The following is a 17,262-nucleotide window of genomic DNA, read 5'->3' as shown; positions in this document are numbered from 1 at the left end:
GGGGGGGCTGGGGCGCCGCGCCCCGCGCCCGACCCCCGGCCCCCCCCCCCCCCCGGGGGGGGGGGGGGGGCCCCCGCCGTCGTCCGACCTGGCGCCCGGCCGGTCCTGGGACCCGGGCCGGCGGGCAGGTCAGTGGGTGTTGTAGCCGGTGTCCTTGGCGCGCTGGAACGAGCGCTGGATCTCGGCCTCGGCCTCGGCGCGGCCCACCCAGTGGGCGCCCTCGACGGACTTGCCGGGCTCGAGGTCCTTGTAGACCTCGAAGAAGTGCTGGATCTCCAGGCGGTGGAAGTCCGACACGTCGTCGATGTCCTGGCGCCAGGCCGCGCGCTGGTCGCCCGTGGGGACGCACAGCACCTTGTCGTCGCCGCCGGCCTCGTCGCGCATGCGGAACATGCCCAGGGCCCGGCACCGGATCAGGCAACCCGGGAAGGTCGGCTCCTCCAGCAGGACGAGAGCGTCCAGCGGGTCGCCGTCCTCGCCGAGCGTGCCCTCGATGAACCCGTAGTCGTCCGGGTAGCGCGTCGAGGTGAAGAGCATGCGGTCAAGACGGATGCGACCGGTCTCGTGGTCCACCTCGTACTTGTTGCGCTGGCCCTTCGGAATCTCGATCGTGACGTCGAACTCCACACTTCCTCCTGCCGATCGGTACGCGGGGACAAGTGTGCCACGTGCGCGTGCCCGGGCCGCCGGGAAGGCGTGCCATGATGCCCACGTCACGCGCGCGGGCGGCCGGAGCCCGCGGTCGGCGGGCGGACAGGCTGGAGGAACCATGGGGTGGCGGGCACGGGTCGGCGCCACCGTCACGACGGTGGTCGTGCTCGTCGGGGGGTACCTCGCCGCGGACGCGTACGACGTCGTGCCGGGCGCGCTCACGCTCTCGCCCGCGCCGGCGCAGCCGGCGCCGTTCCCCACCGCCCCCGCCGCGCAGCCCGGCCCCTCGCCGTCCGCGGTGCTGGGCCCGCTGCCCACCGACGCGCCCGAGCCGTCCACCGACGACGTCGGCGCGCTGGTCGACGAGGTGGCAGGGGACAAGAGGCTGGGCGAGCGGGCCGGCCTGCTCGTCGTCGACGCGCTCAGCGGCGACGCGCTGGGCGGCGCGAACGCCGACGCCGGGCTGGTGCCGGCGTCCACGCAGAAGCTCGTGACCGCGGTCGCCGCGATCACCACGCTGGGCAAGGACGCCACGCTGCCCACCACCGTCGTCGACGGCGGCGACGGCGCGATCGTGCTCGTGGGCGGCGGCGACATGATGCTCGCGGCGGGCGCCGGCGACCCCGACGCCGTCAACGGCCGCGCGGGCCTGGACGACCTCGCCGCGCAGGTGGCCGCGAAGGTCACGCTCTCGGGCCGCACGGAGGTGCGGCTCGTCCTCGACGACGCCCTGTTCAGCGGCGCGGCGATCGCGCCCACCGTCCCGCAGTCGGACGTCACCGACGGCTACGTGGCGCCCGTGGCCGCGCTGGCCGTGGACATCGCCCGGCTGGAGGACGAGGAGTACGCCCCGCGCGAGAAGGACCCCGCGATGGCCGCCGCGGCCGCCTTCGCCCGGGCGCTCGGCGAGCACGGCGTCCGGGTGACCGGCGACGTGCGGCGCGGCGCGGCGCCGCAGGGCGCGCGCACGCTCGGCGAGGTGGAGTCGGCGCCGCTCGACCAGGTCGTCGAGTACGCGCTCGAGCACTCCGACAACACCATCACCGAGGTGCTCGGGCGCCTCGTCGCGCTCGACCGCGGCCTGCCGGGCTCGCTCGAGGGCTCGACGAAGGCGGTGACCGACGTGGTCACCGGCCTGGGGGTGGACCTCGACGGCGCCCGGCTCGTGGACTGCTCCGGCCTCGGGCGCGGCTCGGTGATGACCGCGCGCCAGCTCGTGGAGCTGCTGCGGCTGACCGTGGACCCCGACCACCCCGAGCTGCGGGGCGTCGCGGTGGGCATGCCGGTGGCGGGCCTGTCCGGCACGCTCTCGGGCCGCTACGGCGGCGACAACCCCGGCCGCGGGTTCGTGCGCGCCAAGACCGGCTCGCTGCCCAACACCGTCGGGCTCGCCGGCACCGTCGTCACCAGCGACGACCGCCTGCTGCTGTTCGCCTTCCTCGCCGACCGGATCCCCGACGGCGGCACGTACGGGGCCCGCCAGATCTTCGACGGCCTCGCGGGGCGGCTCGCGCAGGCGTGACCCCGACGCTCGTCGTGCGCGGCGGCCCGTGACTACGGTGGACGGGTGAACCCCACGCCCGAGCCGGTCGTCGACTGGTCCGCTGCCGCCGGCATCGCCGCTCGTGTCGCCCCGCCCGGGCCGCGCGCCTCGCGCGAGCAGATCGAAGAGCTCGTCGCGGGCCTGCGCCGCGCCGCCGCGCAGGCCGTGCCGCACGTGCTGCGCACCACCCGCCTGGAGCCGGCCGGCGGCGTGCGTCACGTCGTCGGCGGTGCCGACGACGGCGCCCCGCTGCTCGGCGACGTGGCGGTCGTCGACCGCGCCAGCTGGGCGCGCGCCAACACGCAGGTCATGGAGGCCATGACGGCGCCCGTCGCGGCGACGCTCGGCGAGGAGTCCGTGCCCACGTCCGACGCCGCCCGGCTCGGCGGCGCCGCCGAGGTCGGCGGGCTGCTCGCGATGCTGTCCTCGCGCGTGCTGGGCCAGTTCGACCCCTACTCCGGGCTCGGGACCGACGCCGGCGCCGCCGGGCCGGGCCGCCTGCTGCTCGTGGCGCCGAACGTGCTGCAGGTGGAGCGGGCGCTGGACGTGCACCCCGGGGACTTCCGCCTGTGGGTGTGCCTGCACGAGCAGACGCACGCGCTGCAGTTCGCGGCCGCGCCGTGGCTCGCCGCCCACCTGCGCGACCGCGTCGGCACCCTGCTCGAGGAGCTGGCGCGCACGTCGATCGGGTTCTCCCGGTCCCCGCTGCGGCGCAAGCTCGCGGCGGCCGGGCGCGCCACGTACGACGTCGTCGCCGGCGTGGTGCGCGGCGACGGCGTCGCCCCGCTGGACCACCTCATGACCCCCGCGCAGAAGGACGAGCTCGTCGAGATCACGGCGGTCATGGCCCTGCTGGAGGGGCACGCCGACGTCATGATGGACGCCGTCGGACCCCGCGTCGTGCGCACGGTGCGCACCATCCGCGCCCGGTTCGACCGCCGCCGCGCCGGCGAGGGCTCGCCCGGCTTCGACGTCGTCCTGCGCCGCCTGCTGGGCATGGAGGCCAAGCTCGCCCAGTACCGCGACGGCGCGCGCTTCGTCCGGGCCGCCGAGCGGATCGTGGGCCGCGATGGCCTCAACGCCGCCTTCGCCGCGCCTGAGAACCTGCCGTCGGCGCGCGAGATCGGCGACGCCCCGGCCTGGGTGCGCCGGGTGCACGGCTGACCCCCGTGGGGCGCGTCGACCGGGCGCTCGCCGCCGTCCGCGCGGCCGTCCGCGCCGAGCTCGCCGGCCTGGGGCCCGAGGACCTCGTGCTCGTCGCCTGCTCGGGCGGGCCCGACTCGCTGGCGCTCGCGGCAGCGCTCGCCCACGAGGCGCCCCGGGCGGGGCGGTCGGTGCGCTCGCCCGCGCACGGCGTGCGGGCCGGCGCCGTCGTCGTCGACCACGGGCTGCAGCCCGGGTCCGACGCCGTCGCCGCGCGCGCCGCGGCGCAGTGCCGCGCCCTCGGGCTGGATCCCGTCGTCGTGCGGCGCGTGGAGGTGCCGTGCGGCCCGGGCGGGCCGGAGGCGCGGGCGCGGGAGGCGCGGTACGCGGCGCTCGACGCCGTCGCGGCCGAGCGCGGGGCGGCGGCGGTGCTCCTGGGCCACACCCTCGACGACCAGGCGGAGTCCGTGCTGCTCGGGCTGGCGCGGGGGAGCGGGGCACGGTCGCTGGCCGGCATGCCGCGCCGCCGGGGCGTCTACCGCCGACCGCTGCTCGACGTCCGGCGCGCGCAGACGCTGGCGGCGTGCGCGGCGCTCGGCCTGGAGCCGTGGCACGACCCGACGAACGTGCCGGCGACCGCCGGGGCCGCCGCCGACGGGGCCGGGGCCGCCGCCGACGGGGCCGCGGCCGCGGCGCCCGCGCGCTCGCGCGTGCGGCACGAGGCGCTGCCGGTGCTCGAGGCGGTGCTCGGGCCCGGGATCGCCCCGGCGCTGGCCCGCACCGCCGCGCTGCTGCGCGACGACGCCGACGCGCTCGACGCCCTCGCCGCCGACCTGCTGGCCCGGGCCACCACCCCCGAGCTGTCAGAACGAGCGCACGGTATGGCCGGCGGTGGTTCTGACAGCTCGCTGGGCGGCGCCCCTGCGCCCGACGTGTCAGTACGAGCGCACGGTATGGCCGGCGCTCGTACTGACAACCCGGAGGGGGTGGGGGAGGGCGACGTCCGGCCGGGCGGGCTCGTGCTCGACGCCGGGGTGCTCGCCGCCGCGCCCGCGGCCCTGCGCCGCCGGGCCCTGCGCGCCGCCGCTGCGGCCGTCGTCGGGTCGACCGGCGCCCTCACCGCCCGCCACGTCGACGCCCTCGACGCGCTCGTCGTCGACTGGCACGGGCAGGGCGAGGCGGGCCTGCCCACGGGTGCGGCCGCGGGCCGGGCGTGTGGCAGAGTTTTCCTGCGCCCCGCCCGGAGCCCCGAGGCCGAGAGCCGGGACGCGGGTCACCGCGCCGCAGCCGGGCTGCACCCCCGCAGCCTGTCCAGCACACGCCCCAGCACGCAGCCCAGCACCGCCCCGACCACCGAGGAGTGAACCCGTGGACCAGTCGGACGTCGCCGGCGACATCGCCGAGATCCTGCTCACCGAGGAGCAGCTCGGCACCAAGCTCGACGAGATGGCCGCCCAGATCGACGCCGACTACGCGGGCAAGGACCTGCTGCTCGTCGGCGTGCTCAAGGGTGCCGTCATGGTGATGGCGGACCTCGCCCGCCGCCTGCACCACCCGATGCAGATGGACTGGATGGCCGTGTCGAGCTACGGCTCGGGCACCAAGTCGTCCGGCGTGGTGCGGATCCTCAAGGACCTCGACGCCGACCTCACCGGCCGCCACGTGCTGATCGTCGAGGACATCATCGACTCCGGCCTGACGCTGTCCTGGCTGGTGGCCAACCTGCGCTCGCGCGGCCCGGCGTCGGTGGAGATCGCGGCGATGCTGCGCAAGCCCGAGGCCGCGAAGGTCGACGTCGACGTCCGCTACGTCGGCTACGACATCCCCAACGAGTTCGTGGTCGGCTACGGCCTGGACTACGCGGAGAAGTACCGCAACCTGCCGTTCGTCGCGACGCTCGCGCCGCACGTCTACAGCTGATCCGGGCGCTGCAGGGGGCAGCGGTCGCGCCCTGGGCGAACACTCACCGTTCGTCCAGTTACAGCGTGTAGTTTCGAGACACAGTCTTTGCGCGAACGAAGGGATGCGGGGAGCTGCCCCCGTCGCCGATGAACATCAAGAAGATCCTCAGTGGCCCCATCGTCTGGATCGTGGTGGGCCTGCTCATCCTCGCGCTCGCGTGGGGTGCGCTCATGTCGCCCCGCACGGCGCGGATCGAGACGTACCAGGGGCTCGAGCTGCTGCGCGACGGGACGGTCGAGCACGCCACCGTCGTCGACGGCGAGCAGCGCGTCGAGCTCCAGCTGAACAAGGACTTCGTCACCGGCAGCGGTGACAGCGAGCAGAACTTCGGCCGCGACGTCGAGTTCTACTACGTGGAGCCCCAGGGCGACGTGGTGGCCGAGGCCATCACGCGCGCCGACCCGCCGAAGGGCTTCGACTCCGAGGTGCCGCAGCCGAGCTTCTGGGGCTCGCTGATGTCGCTGCTGATCCCGTTCCTGATCATCGGCCTCGTCTTCTGGTTCCTCATGTCCCGCATGCAGGGCGGCGGGAACCGGGTGATGGGCTTCGGCAAGTCGCGCGCCAAGCTGATCTCCAAGGACATGCCGCAGGTGACGTTCGCCGACGTCGCGGGCGTGGACGAGGCGGTCGAGGAGCTCTACGAGATCAAGGAGTTCCTCGCCGAGCCGGCGAAGTTCCAGGCCGTGGGCGCCAAGATCCCCAAGGGCGTGCTGCTGTACGGCCCGCCCGGCACCGGCAAGACGCTGCTGGCGCGCGCCGTCGCCGGCGAGGCCGGCGTGCCGTTCTACTCGATCTCCGGCTCCGACTTCGTCGAGATGTTCGTCGGCGTGGGCGCGTCCCGCGTGCGCGACCTGTTCGACCAGGCCAAGCAGAACGCGCCGGCCATCATCTTCGTCGACGAGATCGACGCGGTCGGCCGTCACCGCGGCGCCGGCATGGGCGGCGGGCACGACGAGCGCGAGCAGACGCTGAACCAGATGCTCGTCGAGATGGACGGCTTCGACGTCAAGACGAACGTCATCCTCATCGCGGCGACCAACCGCCCCGACATCCTCGATCCGGCCCTGCTGCGCCCCGGCCGCTTCGACCGCCAGGTGGCCGTCGAGGCCCCCGACCTCAAGGGCCGCGAGTCGATCCTCAAGGTGCACGCCCAGGGCAAGCCGATGGTGCCCACGGTCGACCTGGCCGCCGTCGCGCGCCGCACGCCCGGGTTCACCGGTGCGGACCTGGCGAACGTGCTCAACGAGGCCGCGCTGCTCACCGCGCGCAGCGGCGCTCAGCTCATCGACGACCGCGCCCTGGACGAGGCGATCGACCGCGTCGTCGCCGGGCCGCAGAAGCGCACCCGCGTGATGAACGTCAAGGAGCAGAAGATCACCGCCTACCACGAGGGCGGCCACGCCCTGGTGGCGGCGGCGATGCGCTACACCGACCCGGTCACGAAGGTGACGATCCTGCCGCGCGGGCGGGCGCTGGGCTACACGATGGTCATGCCCACCGAGGACAAGTACTCGACCACCCGCAACGAGCTGCTCGACCAGCTCGCCTACGCGATGGGCGGGCGCGTGGCCGAGGAGATCGTGTTCCACGACCCCACCACGGGTGCCAGCAACGACATCGAGAAGGCGACCTCCATCGCCCGCAAGATGGTCACCGAGTACGGCATGAGCGAGAAGGTCGGCGCGATCAAGCTCGGCACGGGCAGCGGCGAGCCGTTCCTGGGCCGCGACTACGGCCACCAGCGCGACTACTCCGAGGCCGTCGCTGGCACCGTCGACCACGAGGTGCGCAAGCTGGTGGAGGCGGCGCACGACGAGGCGTGGGAGGTGCTGACCCAGTACCGCGACGTGCTCGACGACCTGGTGCTGCGCCTGATGGAGAAGGAGACGCTCAACCAGGCCGAGCTGGCCGAGGTGTTCGCGCCCGTCGAGAAGCGCCCGGCCCGCGACGTGTGGCTCTCCAGCGAGCAGCGCACCGTGCACACCCGCGGACCGGTGATGACCGCCGCCGAGGTCAACGGCAACGGCAACGGTCACGTGGTGCCCCAGGACGAGGCCGCGGCCGCCAACGACGAGCTGCCGCCGCAGCGGATCGGCGAGGTCCAGGAGTGACCGACCACGCGGCCACCGAGCACGCGGCCACCGACCACGCGGCCACCGACCACGACAGGGAGCCGCTGTCGCCGGTGGTCTCCGCGAACGTCCGCCCGGCGGCGGAGATCCCGCCGTACGACGCAGCCCGGGCCGAGGCCGCCGTGCGCGAGCTGCTGCTCGCGGTCGGGGAGGACCCCGAGCGCGAGGGCCTGCGCGACACCCCGGCGCGGGTGGCGCGCGCCTACCGGGAGATCTTCGCGGGCCTGCGCCAGGAGCCCGAGGACGTCCTGACCACCGTGTTCGACATCGGGCACGAGGAGATGGTGATCGTCCGGGACATCGAGCTGTACTCGACCTGCGAGCACCACCTGGTGCCGTTCCACGGCGTCGCGCACGTGGGGTACATCCCGAACGAGGACGGCAGGATCACCGGGCTGTCGAAGATCGCCCGCCTGGTCGAGGTCTACGCCCGCCGCCCGCAGGTGCAGGAGCGCCTGACGACGCAGATCGCCGACGCCATGGTGCGCATCCTCGAGCCGCGGGGCGTGCTCGTGGTCGTCGAGTGCGAGCACCTGTGCATGTCGATGCGCGGCGTGCGCAAGCCCGGCTCCCGCACCGTCACCTCGGCCGTGCGCGGGCAGCTGCGCAACCCCGCCACCCGTGCCGAGGCGATGAGCCTCCTCGGGAAGTAGGCCCGTGGCCCCGCCCGCCGCCGCGCGCGACGCCGCCGTCGCCGGCCTGCCGGAGCTGTCCGGGGTCGGCCGCTGCCTCGTCATGGGCGTCGTGAACATCACGCCCGACTCGTTCTCCGACGGCGGGCAGTGGTTCGAGCCCGACGCCGGGGTCCGGCACGGGCTCGACCTGCTGGCCGAGGGCGCGGACATCCTCGACGTCGGCGGCGAGTCCACGCGGCCCGGTGCCGCGCGCGTGCCGCAGGACGAGGAGCTGGCGCGCGTCCTGCCGGTGATCGAGCGGCTCGCCGCGCACGGCGCCGTCGTGTCGGTCGACACGACGCGGGCGGCCGTCGCCGAGCGCGCCGTCGCCGCCGGCGCCCGGATCGTCAACGACGTCTCCGGCGGTCTCGCGGACCCGCAGATGGGCAGCGTCGTCGCCGAGACCGGCGCGGCGTACGTCTGCATGCACTGGCGCGGCCACGCCGACGTCATGGACTCGCGCGAGGTGTACGACGACGTCGTGGCCGACGTGCGCGACGAGCTCGCCGCCCGGCTCGCGGCGCTCGAGTCCGACGGCGTGCGTCGCGAGCAGGTGGTCCTCGACCCGGGCCTCGGCTTCGCCAAGTCCGGCGACCTCAACTGGCCGCTGCTGGCGCACCTGGACGCGCTGCACGCGCTCGGGCGCCCCGTGCTGGTGGGAGCCAGCCGCAAGCGGTTCCTCGGGCGGCTGCTGGCCGGTGCCGACGGCGCGCCCGCGGCGCCGCTGGAGCGCGACCACGCCACCGCCGCGATCTCGGCGCTGTCCGCCGCGGCCGGCGCGTGGGGCGTGCGCGTGCACGCCGCGCGTCCCAGCGTGGACGCCGTGCGCGTCGCGGCCGCGTGGGACGCGGCGAGGGCGGAGACTGCGACCGACGACACCACCGGCACGACCGACGACACGATCCACGACACGACCGACGCTGCGAAGCGACCGACCCCTGGGGAGGCGTCCCGCCCATGACGATCTTCGCGACCCCCGTGGCCGGCCCGGACGGCCTGCCGCTCGACCAGGTGCGCCTCACGGGCGTCACCGCCACCGGCCACCACGGCGTCTTCGCCCACGAGCGCGAGGCGGGCCAGGAGTTCCGCGCGGACGTCGTGCTGCACCTGGACACCCGGCCCGCCGCGGCCGGCGACGACCTCGGTGCCACCGTGAGCTACGCCGACGTCGCCGAGGACGTGCACGCCGTCCTCGCCGGGTCCCCGGCCGACCTCGTGGAGACCGTCGCCGAGCGCATCGCGGCCGCCGTGCTGGCGCGTCCGGCGGTCGTCGCGGTCGACGTGCGGGTGCACAAGCCGCAGGCGCCGATCGCCGTGCCGTTCGAGGACGTCGACGTGGCGATCCGCCGCGACCGCGTGCGCACCCCTGTGGTCGCGGCGTTCCCGGTCGAGCCGCTCGCCGAGCCGCTCGCCGAGCCCTTCGCCGGGGCGCTGCCCGAGCCGTCCTTCGAGCCGGCCGCCCAGCCGCTCGAGGCGGCGGCGCCGGCCGTCGACGTGTCGCCCGCCGTGTCGCCCGCCGTGTCGCCCGCCGTGTCGCCCGCCGCCGAGCGGCTGGACGCCGAGCCGGCCGAGCCGGTCGACGTGGTGCTCGCGATCGGCGCCAACCTCGACGACCCCCAGACGACGCTGCGCGAGGCCGTCGTGGACCTCGACCGTCAGCCCGGGCTCGAGGTCGCGGACGTCTCCCCGCTCGCCCGCACCGCGGCCGTCGGCGGCCCGGAGCAGCCGGACTACCTCAACGCCGTCGTGCTGGCGCGCACCACGCTCTCGCCCCGTGGGCTGCTGCGCGCCTGCCAGGCCGTCGAGAACGCTCACGGCCGCGTGCGCGAGGAGCGCTGGGGCCCGCGCACGCTCGACGTCGACGTCGTCGCCTACGGCGCGCTCGTGGCCGCGGACGACGAGCTCGAGGTGCCGCACCCGCGGGCGCACGAGCGCGCGTTCGTCCTGGTGCCGTGGACCGAGGTCCAGCCCGACGCCGTCCTGCCCGGCCTCGGCGGCGGCCCCGTGGCCCGCCTCGCGGAGACGGCGCCGGACCGCGCCGGCATCCGGTGGATGGCGCTCGACTGGCTCACCGAGCCGAGCACCCGCAGCGGCATGCTGCCCGCCGCGCCGGTCGCCGAGGAGCCGTTCGACGCCCCGTTCGGAGAGGAGCAGGTCGACGCCCCGTTCGAGGCGACGGGCGACTCGTTCGGCGAGCAGCCGGTCGGCGCCCCGTCCGACGAGGCCTCGGTGGCGCAGGCGCCGCAGCCGGACGCGCTCGAGGCGGCCGGTGACGGCGCCGCGGATCCCGACGAGACCGCGCGACCGGAGCAGCCGCTCGACGCCGGCGTGCCGTCCGAGGCGTCGACCGGCGTGCAGCCGACGACGGCCGGCCCGCTCGTGGAGGAGGAGTCGGGGATCGTCGCGCCGCGGCCGTTCGTCGAGCCGGTGGGCCGCGACGACGAGCACGTCGAGCCGGTCGTCGAGCCGGTCGTCGAGGCCCCGGCTGCGTCTCCCGCCCCGTGGGAGCTGCCCGAGGAGCCCGCGCCCGCGCCGACCGAGCGGCCCCTCTGGGCGCCCGTGCACGCGCCCGACGAGGCGCCGCGCGACGGGACGGCGGTGCTGACCGCCGCCGACCAGCCGGCGCACGGCCTCGACGAGGACGCGCCGGAGGAGGGCCTCGGGGCCGAGCAGGAGGGCGGCGAGCACGCCCCCCGGGCTGACCGACCCGACCTCCCGGCCGCCGGGACCGGCACACCGAACGACCCGGACGTCGCCCGCTGATGCGCCGGACGTCGATCCGCACCCTGGCCGCCGTCGTCCTCGGCATCGCCGTCGTGGGCGCGGTGGTGGGCCGTGCGCTCGCCGCCCAGGGCGTGCACCTGCCCGCGGTCGCCTGGGTGGAGGACGTGGCGATCCTCGCGCTCGCCGTGGTGATCTTCTGGATGGGCTGGGCGGTGCGCGCCTACCAGCGGGGCGACCGGCCCGACCTCGACCCGATCCGTGCGGCCCGGACGTTCGTGCTGGCCAAGGCCGGCGCCCTCACCGGCGCGATCCTCGCCGGCCGGTACCTGGCCACGGTGCTGGGGCTGCTCGGCGACCTCGACATCGCCTCCCAGCGCGGCCGCGTGCTCGCGGCCGCGGTCGCGGCGCTGTGCGCGGTGGTGCTGTCGGCGGTCGGGCTCGTCGTCGAGAAGTTCTGCGAGCTGCCGCCGCCCGACGACGAGGACGCCGAGCAGGGCGAGGACGGCGCCGCGCCGATGAGCTACTGAGACGCCCCGGACGGGACGTCGCGGCCGGTCCGGCGCCCGCGGGCGCGGGCTGCTGACCTCCGGCGGCGTCGATGCGAGGATGGGCGCCATGGCCACCCCGCAGCCCACGTCCGGTGACCCCGCAGCGCCCTTCGAGCCGGTCGGCGTCGACTTCCGCAGCGTCTCGCCGCGCCTCGTGACCGCCCGCCTCGTCTCGGGTGCGGTCTCCGTGGTCGTGCCGGTCGTCGTGGGGGCGGTGCTCGCGCTGGTGTTCTCCCCCTGGTGGTGGATCCTCGCCGGCGTGCCGGCAGCGATCTTCGCCGCCACGGCCGTCGTCGTGCCGCGCCAGGTGCGCGCCCTCGGGTACGCCGAGCGCGACGACGACCTGCTGGTGCGCAAGGGGGTGCTGTTCCGCTCGCTCGTGGTGGTGCCCTACGGGCGCATGCAGTACGTGGACGTCGAGGCCGGCCCGCTGGACCGCAGGCTGGGCATCGCCAAGGTCCAGCTGCACACGGCCGCCGCGGCCACGGACGCCGTCATCCCGGGCCTGCCCCCGGCGGAGGCGGAGCGGCTGCGCGACCGGCTCTCCGCGCGCGGCGAGGCGAGGCTGGCCGGCCTGTGAGCGCCGCCGACCCGACGCCCCACGGCGCACCGCCGACCGGCGCGACCGGCGCCGACGCGCCCGCGGGCGACCTCGCCTGGCAGCGCATGCACCCGGTCACGCCGTTCGTGCGGGGCTGGTCGGTGATCCTGGTGGCGATCGCGTTCATCGGCCATCAGACGCTCGACCAGCTGGAAGCGGTCGGCGGCGCCGCCGCGGCCGTGTCCCAGGTCTCGGGCCTGTGGTGGAAGGTCGCCCTCGCCGTCGTGCTGCTCCTGGCGCTGGTGTTCGGCTACGCCGCCCTCGCCTGGCGCATGACCGCCTACGCCGTCGACGACGACGCCGTCCACCTGCGCAAGGGCGTGCTGTTCCGCCAGCAGCGGCACGCGCGGCTCGACCGTCTCCAGGCCGTCGACATCCGCCAGCCGCTGCTGGCGCGCCTCGGCGGGCTCGCCGAGCTCACGCTCGAGGTGGCCGGCGGCAGCGGCTCCGGGGTGGCGATCGGGTTCCTGCGCGAGCAGGACGCCCGCCGCCTGCGCGCCGACCTGCTCGCCCGTGCCGCCGGCGTCAAGGCGCGCCGCACCGGGACCCCGGCGCCCGCGGCCGACGCCGCCGCCGTGCGTCCCGACGCCGGCCCGGCGACCGGCGCTGCCGCACCCGTCGACGGCGTCCCCGCCGCGGACGGAGTCGCGCTGGTCGACGGCGTCCCCGCCGCGGGCGTGGCCGGCCGCGCGTCGGCCGGCCGCCCGGCCGACGGCGGTCTCGACGAGGTCGACGAGGCGCCCGAGGAGCAGGTCTACGAGGTGCCCGCGGGCCGCCTCGTGCACTCGCTGCTGCGGTCCCCCGCGCTGTGGGTCGTCGCGCTCGGCCTGGTCGGCGTGGTCGTGGCCGTCGCGCTGACCCGGAACTTCGGCATCCTCGTCTCCGCGGCACCGGCGGTGCTCGGTGGCGGGGGCTACCTCTTCCAGCGCTTCGCCGGGGAGTTCGGCTTCCGCGCCGCGCTGTCCCCGGACGGGATCCGGCTGCGGCACGGCCTGCTGGAGACCCGCGCCCAGACCATCCCGCCCGGCCGCGTGCAGGCGGTGTCGCTCACCCAGGGGCCGCTGTGGCGCGGCCCGGACTGGTGGCGCGTCAAGGTCAACGTGGCCGGGTACGCGACGGGGGAGAACACCGAGTCGCAGAACGTGCTGCTGCCCGTGGGCCCGCGCGCGGAGGCGCTCACCGCGCTGTGGCTGGTGCTGCCCGACCTGGGCACCGAGGACCCCCTGCGGCTGCTCGACGAGGGCCTGACCGGCACGGACCCGCACGGGCAGTTCACCGTGGCGCCGCGCCGCTCGCGGTGGCTCGACCCGGTCGCCTGGCGGCGCAACGGCTTCGCCGTCACCGACCGGGCGCTGCTCCTGCGCAGCGGGCGCGTCGTGCGCCGCCTGGTGCTCGTGCCGCACGAGCGCACCCAGTCCCTGGCCGTCGCGCAGGGGCCGTGGCAGCGGCGGCTCGCCGTCGCGACCTTCACCGTCCACTCGACGGCGGGGCCCGTGGCGCCCGCGGTGGCGCACCTCGACGCCGGCGACGCCGGACGGCTGCTCGAGGAGCAGGCGCGCCGCGCCCGCACCGCCCGCGCGACGGCAGGCCCCGAGCGGTGGATGGAGCAGCGCGCACAGGTGGCGGAGGCCAACCGTGCCGACGGGGAGCCCGCCGAGGCCGCCGCGCCGGGGTCCGCCCCCGGGCTGCCCGGCGGCGGGGAGGAGCGCGGATGACCGACCGTCGTCCCGGGCGCCTCGGCGTCGGCGTCGTCGGCGCCGGGCGGGTCGGCGCGGTCCTCGGCAGCGCCCTGCGCGCCACCGGCCACGCCGTCGTCGGCGCCAGCGGCATCAGCGAGGCCTCGCGCGAGCGCATCGCCACGCTGCTGCCCGGCGTCCCCAACCTCACGGTCGAGCAGGTCGTCGAGCGCTCGGAGCTCGTGCTGCTCGCGGTGCCCGACGACGCCCTGGCCGACCTCGTCGCCGGGCTCGCCGGCGTGGGGGCGTGGCAGACCGGGCAGCTCGTCGTGCACACCTCCGGGCGCCACGGCACGGGCGTGCTCGAGCCGGCGCGGCAGGCGGGCGCCATCCCGCTGGCGGTCCACCCGGCGATGACGTTCACCGGCACCTCGCTCGACCTCTCGCGCCTCGAGGGCACCACCTTCGCCGTCACCGCCCCGGCGGCGGTACAGCCCATCGGGCAGGCGCTCGTCGTCGAGGTCGGCGGGGAGCCCGTGATCGTCGACGAGGCCGCCCGGCCGCTCTACCACGCGGCCCTCGCGCACGGCGCCGACCACCTCGTCGTCCTGGTGGCGCAGGCCGCGCAGGCGCTCGAGGCGGCCGGCGTCGAGCGGCCCGGCCGGCTGCTGCGGCCGCTGCTGACGGCGGCGGTGGACGGCGCGACGCGCGCCGCGGACACGCGCGAGGACGGCGTCGGCCCGGGCGCGGTGGCGGCGCTCGGCGGGGCGGTGCCGGCCGGCGACGCCGCGGCGGTGGCCGCCCACCTCGAGGCGCTCGGCGACCTCGCCGCCCGCACCGGCGCGACCGACCTGCCGGCGTCGTACGCGCAGCTGGCCCGCGGCGCCGCCCGCCGCGCCGTCGCGAGCCACCGGCTCGACGACGCCGCGACGCAGCGGCTGCTCGACGTCCTGGACGCGTACCGGCCCGCCGACGACTGACCCGCCCGTCCCCCCGGGCGCTGTCAGTACCGGCGCACGCCATGGCCTGCGCCCGTACTGACAGCCGGTGCTGACGAGCCGGTGCTGACAAGCCGGTGCTGAGGAGCCGGTGCTGACGAGCCGGTGCCGGCACCCCGGGGGACGGCAAGGCGGGCCGGCGAGAGGGTGACGCGTACCTCTCGGGCGGGCGCCCCGGACCCCGGTCGGGGCCGCCCGGCGCCGGTAGGATCGGCTGGTGACCTCTGCCGAGAACACCCCCGCTCCCGACGCGGCCGACGCCGTGGTCGACGACCTGCCCGAGCAGCTGCGCGTCCGTCGCGAGAAGCGCGAGCGGATCATCGCCGCCGGGGGCGAGGCGTACCCGGTCTCCGTGCCGGTGACGCACACGATCGCGCAGGTCCGCGAGACGTACGGGCACCTCGAGGCGGGCCAGGAGACCGAGGACGTCGCGGGCGTCGCCGGCCGCGTGGTGTTCCTGCGCAACACCGGCAAGCTGTGCTTCGTCACGCTGCAGGACGGCGCCGGCCACCGCCTCCAGGCGATGCTGAGCCAGAAGGAGGTCGGCGAGGAGTCGCTGACGGCGTTCAAGGCCGACGTCGACCTGGGCGACCACCTGTTCGTGCACGGCCGCATCGGCTCGTCGCGCCGCGGCGAGCTCAGCGTGTTCGCCGACTCGTGGCAGATCGCGGCCAAGGCGCTGCGCCCGCTGCCGGTGCTGCACAAGGACCTCAGCGAGGAGTCGCGCGTCCGCCAGCGGTACGTCGATCTCATCGCGCGCCCGGCCGCGCGCGACATGGTGCGCCTGCGCGCCGGCGTCGTGCGCTCGATGCGCGACAACTTCCACCGGCGGGGATATCTCGAGGTCGAGACCCCGATGCTGCAGACCATCGCCTCCGGTGCGGCGGCGCGTCCGTTCCAGACGCACATGAACGCCTATGACATCGACCTGTATCTGCGAATCGCCCCCGAGCTATTCCTGAAGAAGGCGGTCGTGGGCGGCGTGGAGCGCGTCTTCGAGATCAACCGCAACTTCCGCAACGAGGGTGCCGACTCCACGCACTCGCCGGAATTCGCGATGCTCGAGGCCTATGAGGCCTACGGCGACTACAACACGATGGCCGAGCTCACCCAGGACCTCGTGCAGACCGCCGCGCAGGAGGTTCTCGGCAGCACGCTGGTGACCCTCGCGGACGGCGAGGAGTACGAGCTCGGCGGGCAGTGGGCGCAGCTGACGATGTACGGCTCCCTCTCGGAGTCCCTGGGGGAGGAAATCACCCCGGACACGACGGTCGAGGACCTGCTGAAGATCGCCGCGAAGCTCGACGTCGACGTCGAGAAGAAGGCGGTCAACCACGGCAAGCTGGTCGAGGCGCTGTGGGAGCACCAGGTCGGCGACCACCTCACGGCCCCGACGTTCGTGCGCGACTTCCCGGTCGAGACCTCGCCGCTGACCCGCGACCACCGCAGCGTCCGCGGCCAGGTCGAGAAGTGGGACCTGTACGTGCGCGGCTTCGAGCTCGCCACCGCCTACTCCGAGCTGGTCGACCCGGTGATCCAGCGCCAGCGCTTCGAGGCGCAGGCGCTGCTCGCCGCGGCGGGCGACGCCGAGGCCATGAAGCTCGACGAGGACTTCCTCACCGCGATGGAGTACGCGATGCCCCCGGCCGGCGGCATGGGCATGGGCGTCGACCGCCTGCTCATGGCGCTGACGGGGCTGGGCATCCGCGAGACCATCCTGTTCCCGCTCGTCAAGCCGCAGTCCTGAGGACCATCGAGGTCACCGTCATGAATTCGGACGTCATCACCGCCTCGCTCATCGCGCTCGCGCCGTCGGTGGGCGTGGGCCTGCTGTTCTGGTTCGCGATGCGCAAGATCGTGCGGGCCGACCGCAACGAGCGCGAGGCGCTCGCCCGGCTGGACGCCGAGGACGCGCGGCGCGCGCAGGGGACGAATGGCGCCGCCGGTCCCACCGGTTCGGTCGCCTCCGCCGATTGAAAGCGGTCGGCGGACAATAGTTTCACCGCGAACGTATTGCGCGGGTGCATTCTCGAAATGGTCCGCGTGGTGCGTTGACACCGGAATGCGCCTCGGTCATGCTCAATGCTGCTCGTTGCCATTCCTGCCGGTGAAAGGCGGTCCTTCGTGGTCCAGAAGACTCAGGTCGTTCTCATCGACGACATCGACGGCGCGGAGGCGGACGAGACCGTCTCCTTCGCCCTCGACGGCGTCACCTACGAGATCGACCTCAGCTCGGCGCACGCCGCCGAGCTCCGAGACGCGTTCGCGACGTGGATCGGCCACGCGCGCAAGACGGCCACGCGCACGGGCGGCACCCGCCCGAGCGGTCCGCGCCGCACCGGCACCGACCGTGCGCAGCTCGCGAAGATCCGCGAGTGGGCCAAGGAGAACGGCTTCCAGGTCTCCGACCGCGGCCGGATCTCGTCCGAGGTCATGAACGCCTTCGAGGCGGCGCACTGATCGCGCGCTGACCTCGGTCGACGGCACGCGTCGACCCGCACCCCGCCCCGGCAGGTCCCGACCCGCCGGGGCGCGGTGCTGTCCGGCGCGGGCCGGGCACCGGCCACCGGTGCGAACTGCGGACGCGCCGCGCCGCAATAGGCTTCGTGC

16 protein-coding genes are annotated in these 17,262 nt (G+C 75.6%); 15 read left to right on the top strand and 1 reads right to left on the bottom strand.

The annotated features are described in order from the left end of the window. Positions 1–129: 129 nt before the first annotated feature. The gene (locus GSF02_RS06395; protein WP_159793897.1) at positions 130–627 is read right to left on the bottom strand and encodes an inorganic diphosphatase; all 498 of its coding nucleotides are present in this window, start codon (positions 625–627) and stop codon (positions 130–132) included. A gap of 142 nt (positions 628–769) precedes the next feature. On the opposite strand from GSF02_RS06395, the gene dacB reads away from it, so the two are divergent. From dacB to GSF02_RS06320, 15 genes are all read left to right on the top strand, one after another. Continuing rightward, positions 770–2,173: a D-alanyl-D-alanine carboxypeptidase/D-alanyl-D-alanine endopeptidase gene (dacB, locus tag GSF02_RS06390; RefSeq protein WP_159793896.1), complete on the top strand. Its 1,404-nt coding sequence runs from the start codon at positions 770–772 to the stop codon at positions 2,171–2,173. 45 nt (positions 2,174–2,218) lie between these two features. Continuing rightward, positions 2,219–3,358 (top strand): zinc-dependent metalloprotease, encoded by a 1,140-nt coding sequence (locus tag GSF02_RS06385; protein ID WP_159793894.1) that lies wholly within the window; start codon positions 2,219–2,221, stop codon positions 3,356–3,358. A gap of 5 nt (positions 3,359–3,363) precedes the next feature. Then, complete coding sequence (gene tilS / locus GSF02_RS06380) at positions 3,364–4,701, top strand: tRNA lysidine(34) synthetase TilS (RefSeq protein WP_159793892.1); 1,338 nt, start codon at positions 3,364–3,366, stop codon at positions 4,699–4,701. Between the two features lie 4 nt (positions 4,702–4,705). After that, entirely contained in the window at positions 4,706–5,257 is a 552-nt protein-coding gene (gene hpt / locus GSF02_RS06375) for a hypoxanthine phosphoribosyltransferase (RefSeq protein WP_159793890.1), read from the top strand. A gap of 128 nt (positions 5,258–5,385) precedes the next feature. Further along, the gene (gene ftsH / locus GSF02_RS06370; RefSeq protein ID WP_159793888.1) at positions 5,386–7,410 is read left to right on the top strand and encodes an ATP-dependent zinc metalloprotease FtsH; all 2,025 of its coding nucleotides are present in this window, start codon (positions 5,386–5,388) and stop codon (positions 7,408–7,410) included. Between the two features lie 74 nt (positions 7,411–7,484). Continuing rightward, positions 7,485–8,084, top strand: a complete 600-nt coding sequence (gene folE, locus GSF02_RS06365; RefSeq protein ID WP_159793947.1) for a GTP cyclohydrolase I FolE — start codon at positions 7,485–7,487, stop codon at positions 8,082–8,084. 82 nt (positions 8,085–8,166) lie between these two features. Next, positions 8,167–9,066, top strand: a complete 900-nt coding sequence (gene folP, locus GSF02_RS06360; protein ID WP_159793945.1) for a dihydropteroate synthase — start codon at positions 8,167–8,169, stop codon at positions 9,064–9,066. Further along, positions 9,063–10,868, top strand: a complete 1,806-nt coding sequence (folK, locus tag GSF02_RS06355; protein WP_159793886.1) for a 2-amino-4-hydroxy-6-hydroxymethyldihydropteridine diphosphokinase — start codon at positions 9,063–9,065, stop codon at positions 10,866–10,868. The genes folP and folK overlap by 4 nt, the downstream gene beginning before the upstream one ends. Further along, a complete protein-coding gene (locus GSF02_RS06350) occupies positions 10,868–11,356 on the top strand; it encodes a DUF3180 domain-containing protein (protein WP_159793884.1) in 489 nt (162 codons plus the stop codon). The genes folK and GSF02_RS06350 overlap by 1 nt, the downstream gene beginning before the upstream one ends. An 88-nt stretch (positions 11,357–11,444) precedes the next feature. Then, a complete protein-coding gene (locus GSF02_RS06345) occupies positions 11,445–11,957 on the top strand; it encodes a PH domain-containing protein (RefSeq protein WP_159793882.1) in 513 nt (170 codons plus the stop codon). After that, complete coding sequence (locus GSF02_RS06340) at positions 11,954–13,693, top strand: PH domain-containing protein (protein WP_235915405.1); 1,740 nt, start codon at positions 11,954–11,956, stop codon at positions 13,691–13,693. Before GSF02_RS06345 ends, GSF02_RS06340 begins: the two co-directional genes overlap by 4 nt. Further along, entirely contained in the window at positions 13,690–14,634 is a 945-nt protein-coding gene (locus GSF02_RS06335) for a Rossmann-like and DUF2520 domain-containing protein (RefSeq protein WP_159793880.1), read from the top strand. Before GSF02_RS06340 ends, GSF02_RS06335 begins: the two co-directional genes overlap by 4 nt. A 235-nt stretch (positions 14,635–14,869) precedes the next feature. Then, entirely contained in the window at positions 14,870–16,399 is a 1,530-nt protein-coding gene (lysS, locus tag GSF02_RS06330; protein WP_201308819.1) for a lysine--tRNA ligase, read from the top strand. A gap of 20 nt (positions 16,400–16,419) precedes the next feature. Next, the gene (locus GSF02_RS06325) at positions 16,420–16,629 is read left to right on the top strand and encodes a hypothetical protein (RefSeq protein WP_159793878.1); all 210 of its coding nucleotides are present in this window, start codon (positions 16,420–16,422) and stop codon (positions 16,627–16,629) included. Between the two features lie 147 nt (positions 16,630–16,776). Beyond that, the gene (locus tag GSF02_RS06320; RefSeq protein ID WP_159793876.1) at positions 16,777–17,112 is read left to right on the top strand and encodes a histone-like nucleoid-structuring protein Lsr2; all 336 of its coding nucleotides are present in this window, start codon (positions 16,777–16,779) and stop codon (positions 17,110–17,112) included. Positions 17,113–17,262 lie beyond the last annotated feature (150 nt).

This window comes from Puerhibacterium puerhi (assembly GCF_009846865.1).
GTDB classification, from domain to species: Bacteria; Actinomycetota; Actinomycetes; order Actinomycetales; family Cellulomonadaceae; genus Puerhibacterium; species Puerhibacterium puerhi.
This window is presented reverse-complemented; position numbering and strand designations above follow the sequence as displayed.

Coding starts and splice junctions, on each gene's coding strand:
- dacB (WP_159793896.1), top strand. CDS start 770: ATGGGGTGGCGGGCACGGGTCGGCGCCACCGTCACGACGGTGGTCGTG.
- folK (WP_159793886.1), top strand. CDS start 9,063: ATGACGATCTTCGCGACCCCCGTGGCCGGCCCGGACGGCCTGCCGCTC.
- ftsH (WP_159793888.1), top strand. CDS start 5,386: ATGAACATCAAGAAGATCCTCAGTGGCCCCATCGTCTGGATCGTGGTG.
- GSF02_RS06345 (WP_159793882.1), top strand. CDS start 11,445: ATGGCCACCCCGCAGCCCACGTCCGGTGACCCCGCAGCGCCCTTCGAG.
- GSF02_RS06350 (WP_159793884.1), top strand. CDS start 10,868: ATGCGCCGGACGTCGATCCGCACCCTGGCCGCCGTCGTCCTCGGCATC.
- GSF02_RS06335 (WP_159793880.1), top strand. CDS start 13,690: ATGACCGACCGTCGTCCCGGGCGCCTCGGCGTCGGCGTCGTCGGCGCC.
- GSF02_RS06325 (WP_159793878.1), top strand. CDS start 16,420: ATGAATTCGGACGTCATCACCGCCTCGCTCATCGCGCTCGCGCCGTCG.
- folP (WP_159793945.1), top strand. CDS start 8,167: ATGGGCGTCGTGAACATCACGCCCGACTCGTTCTCCGACGGCGGGCAG.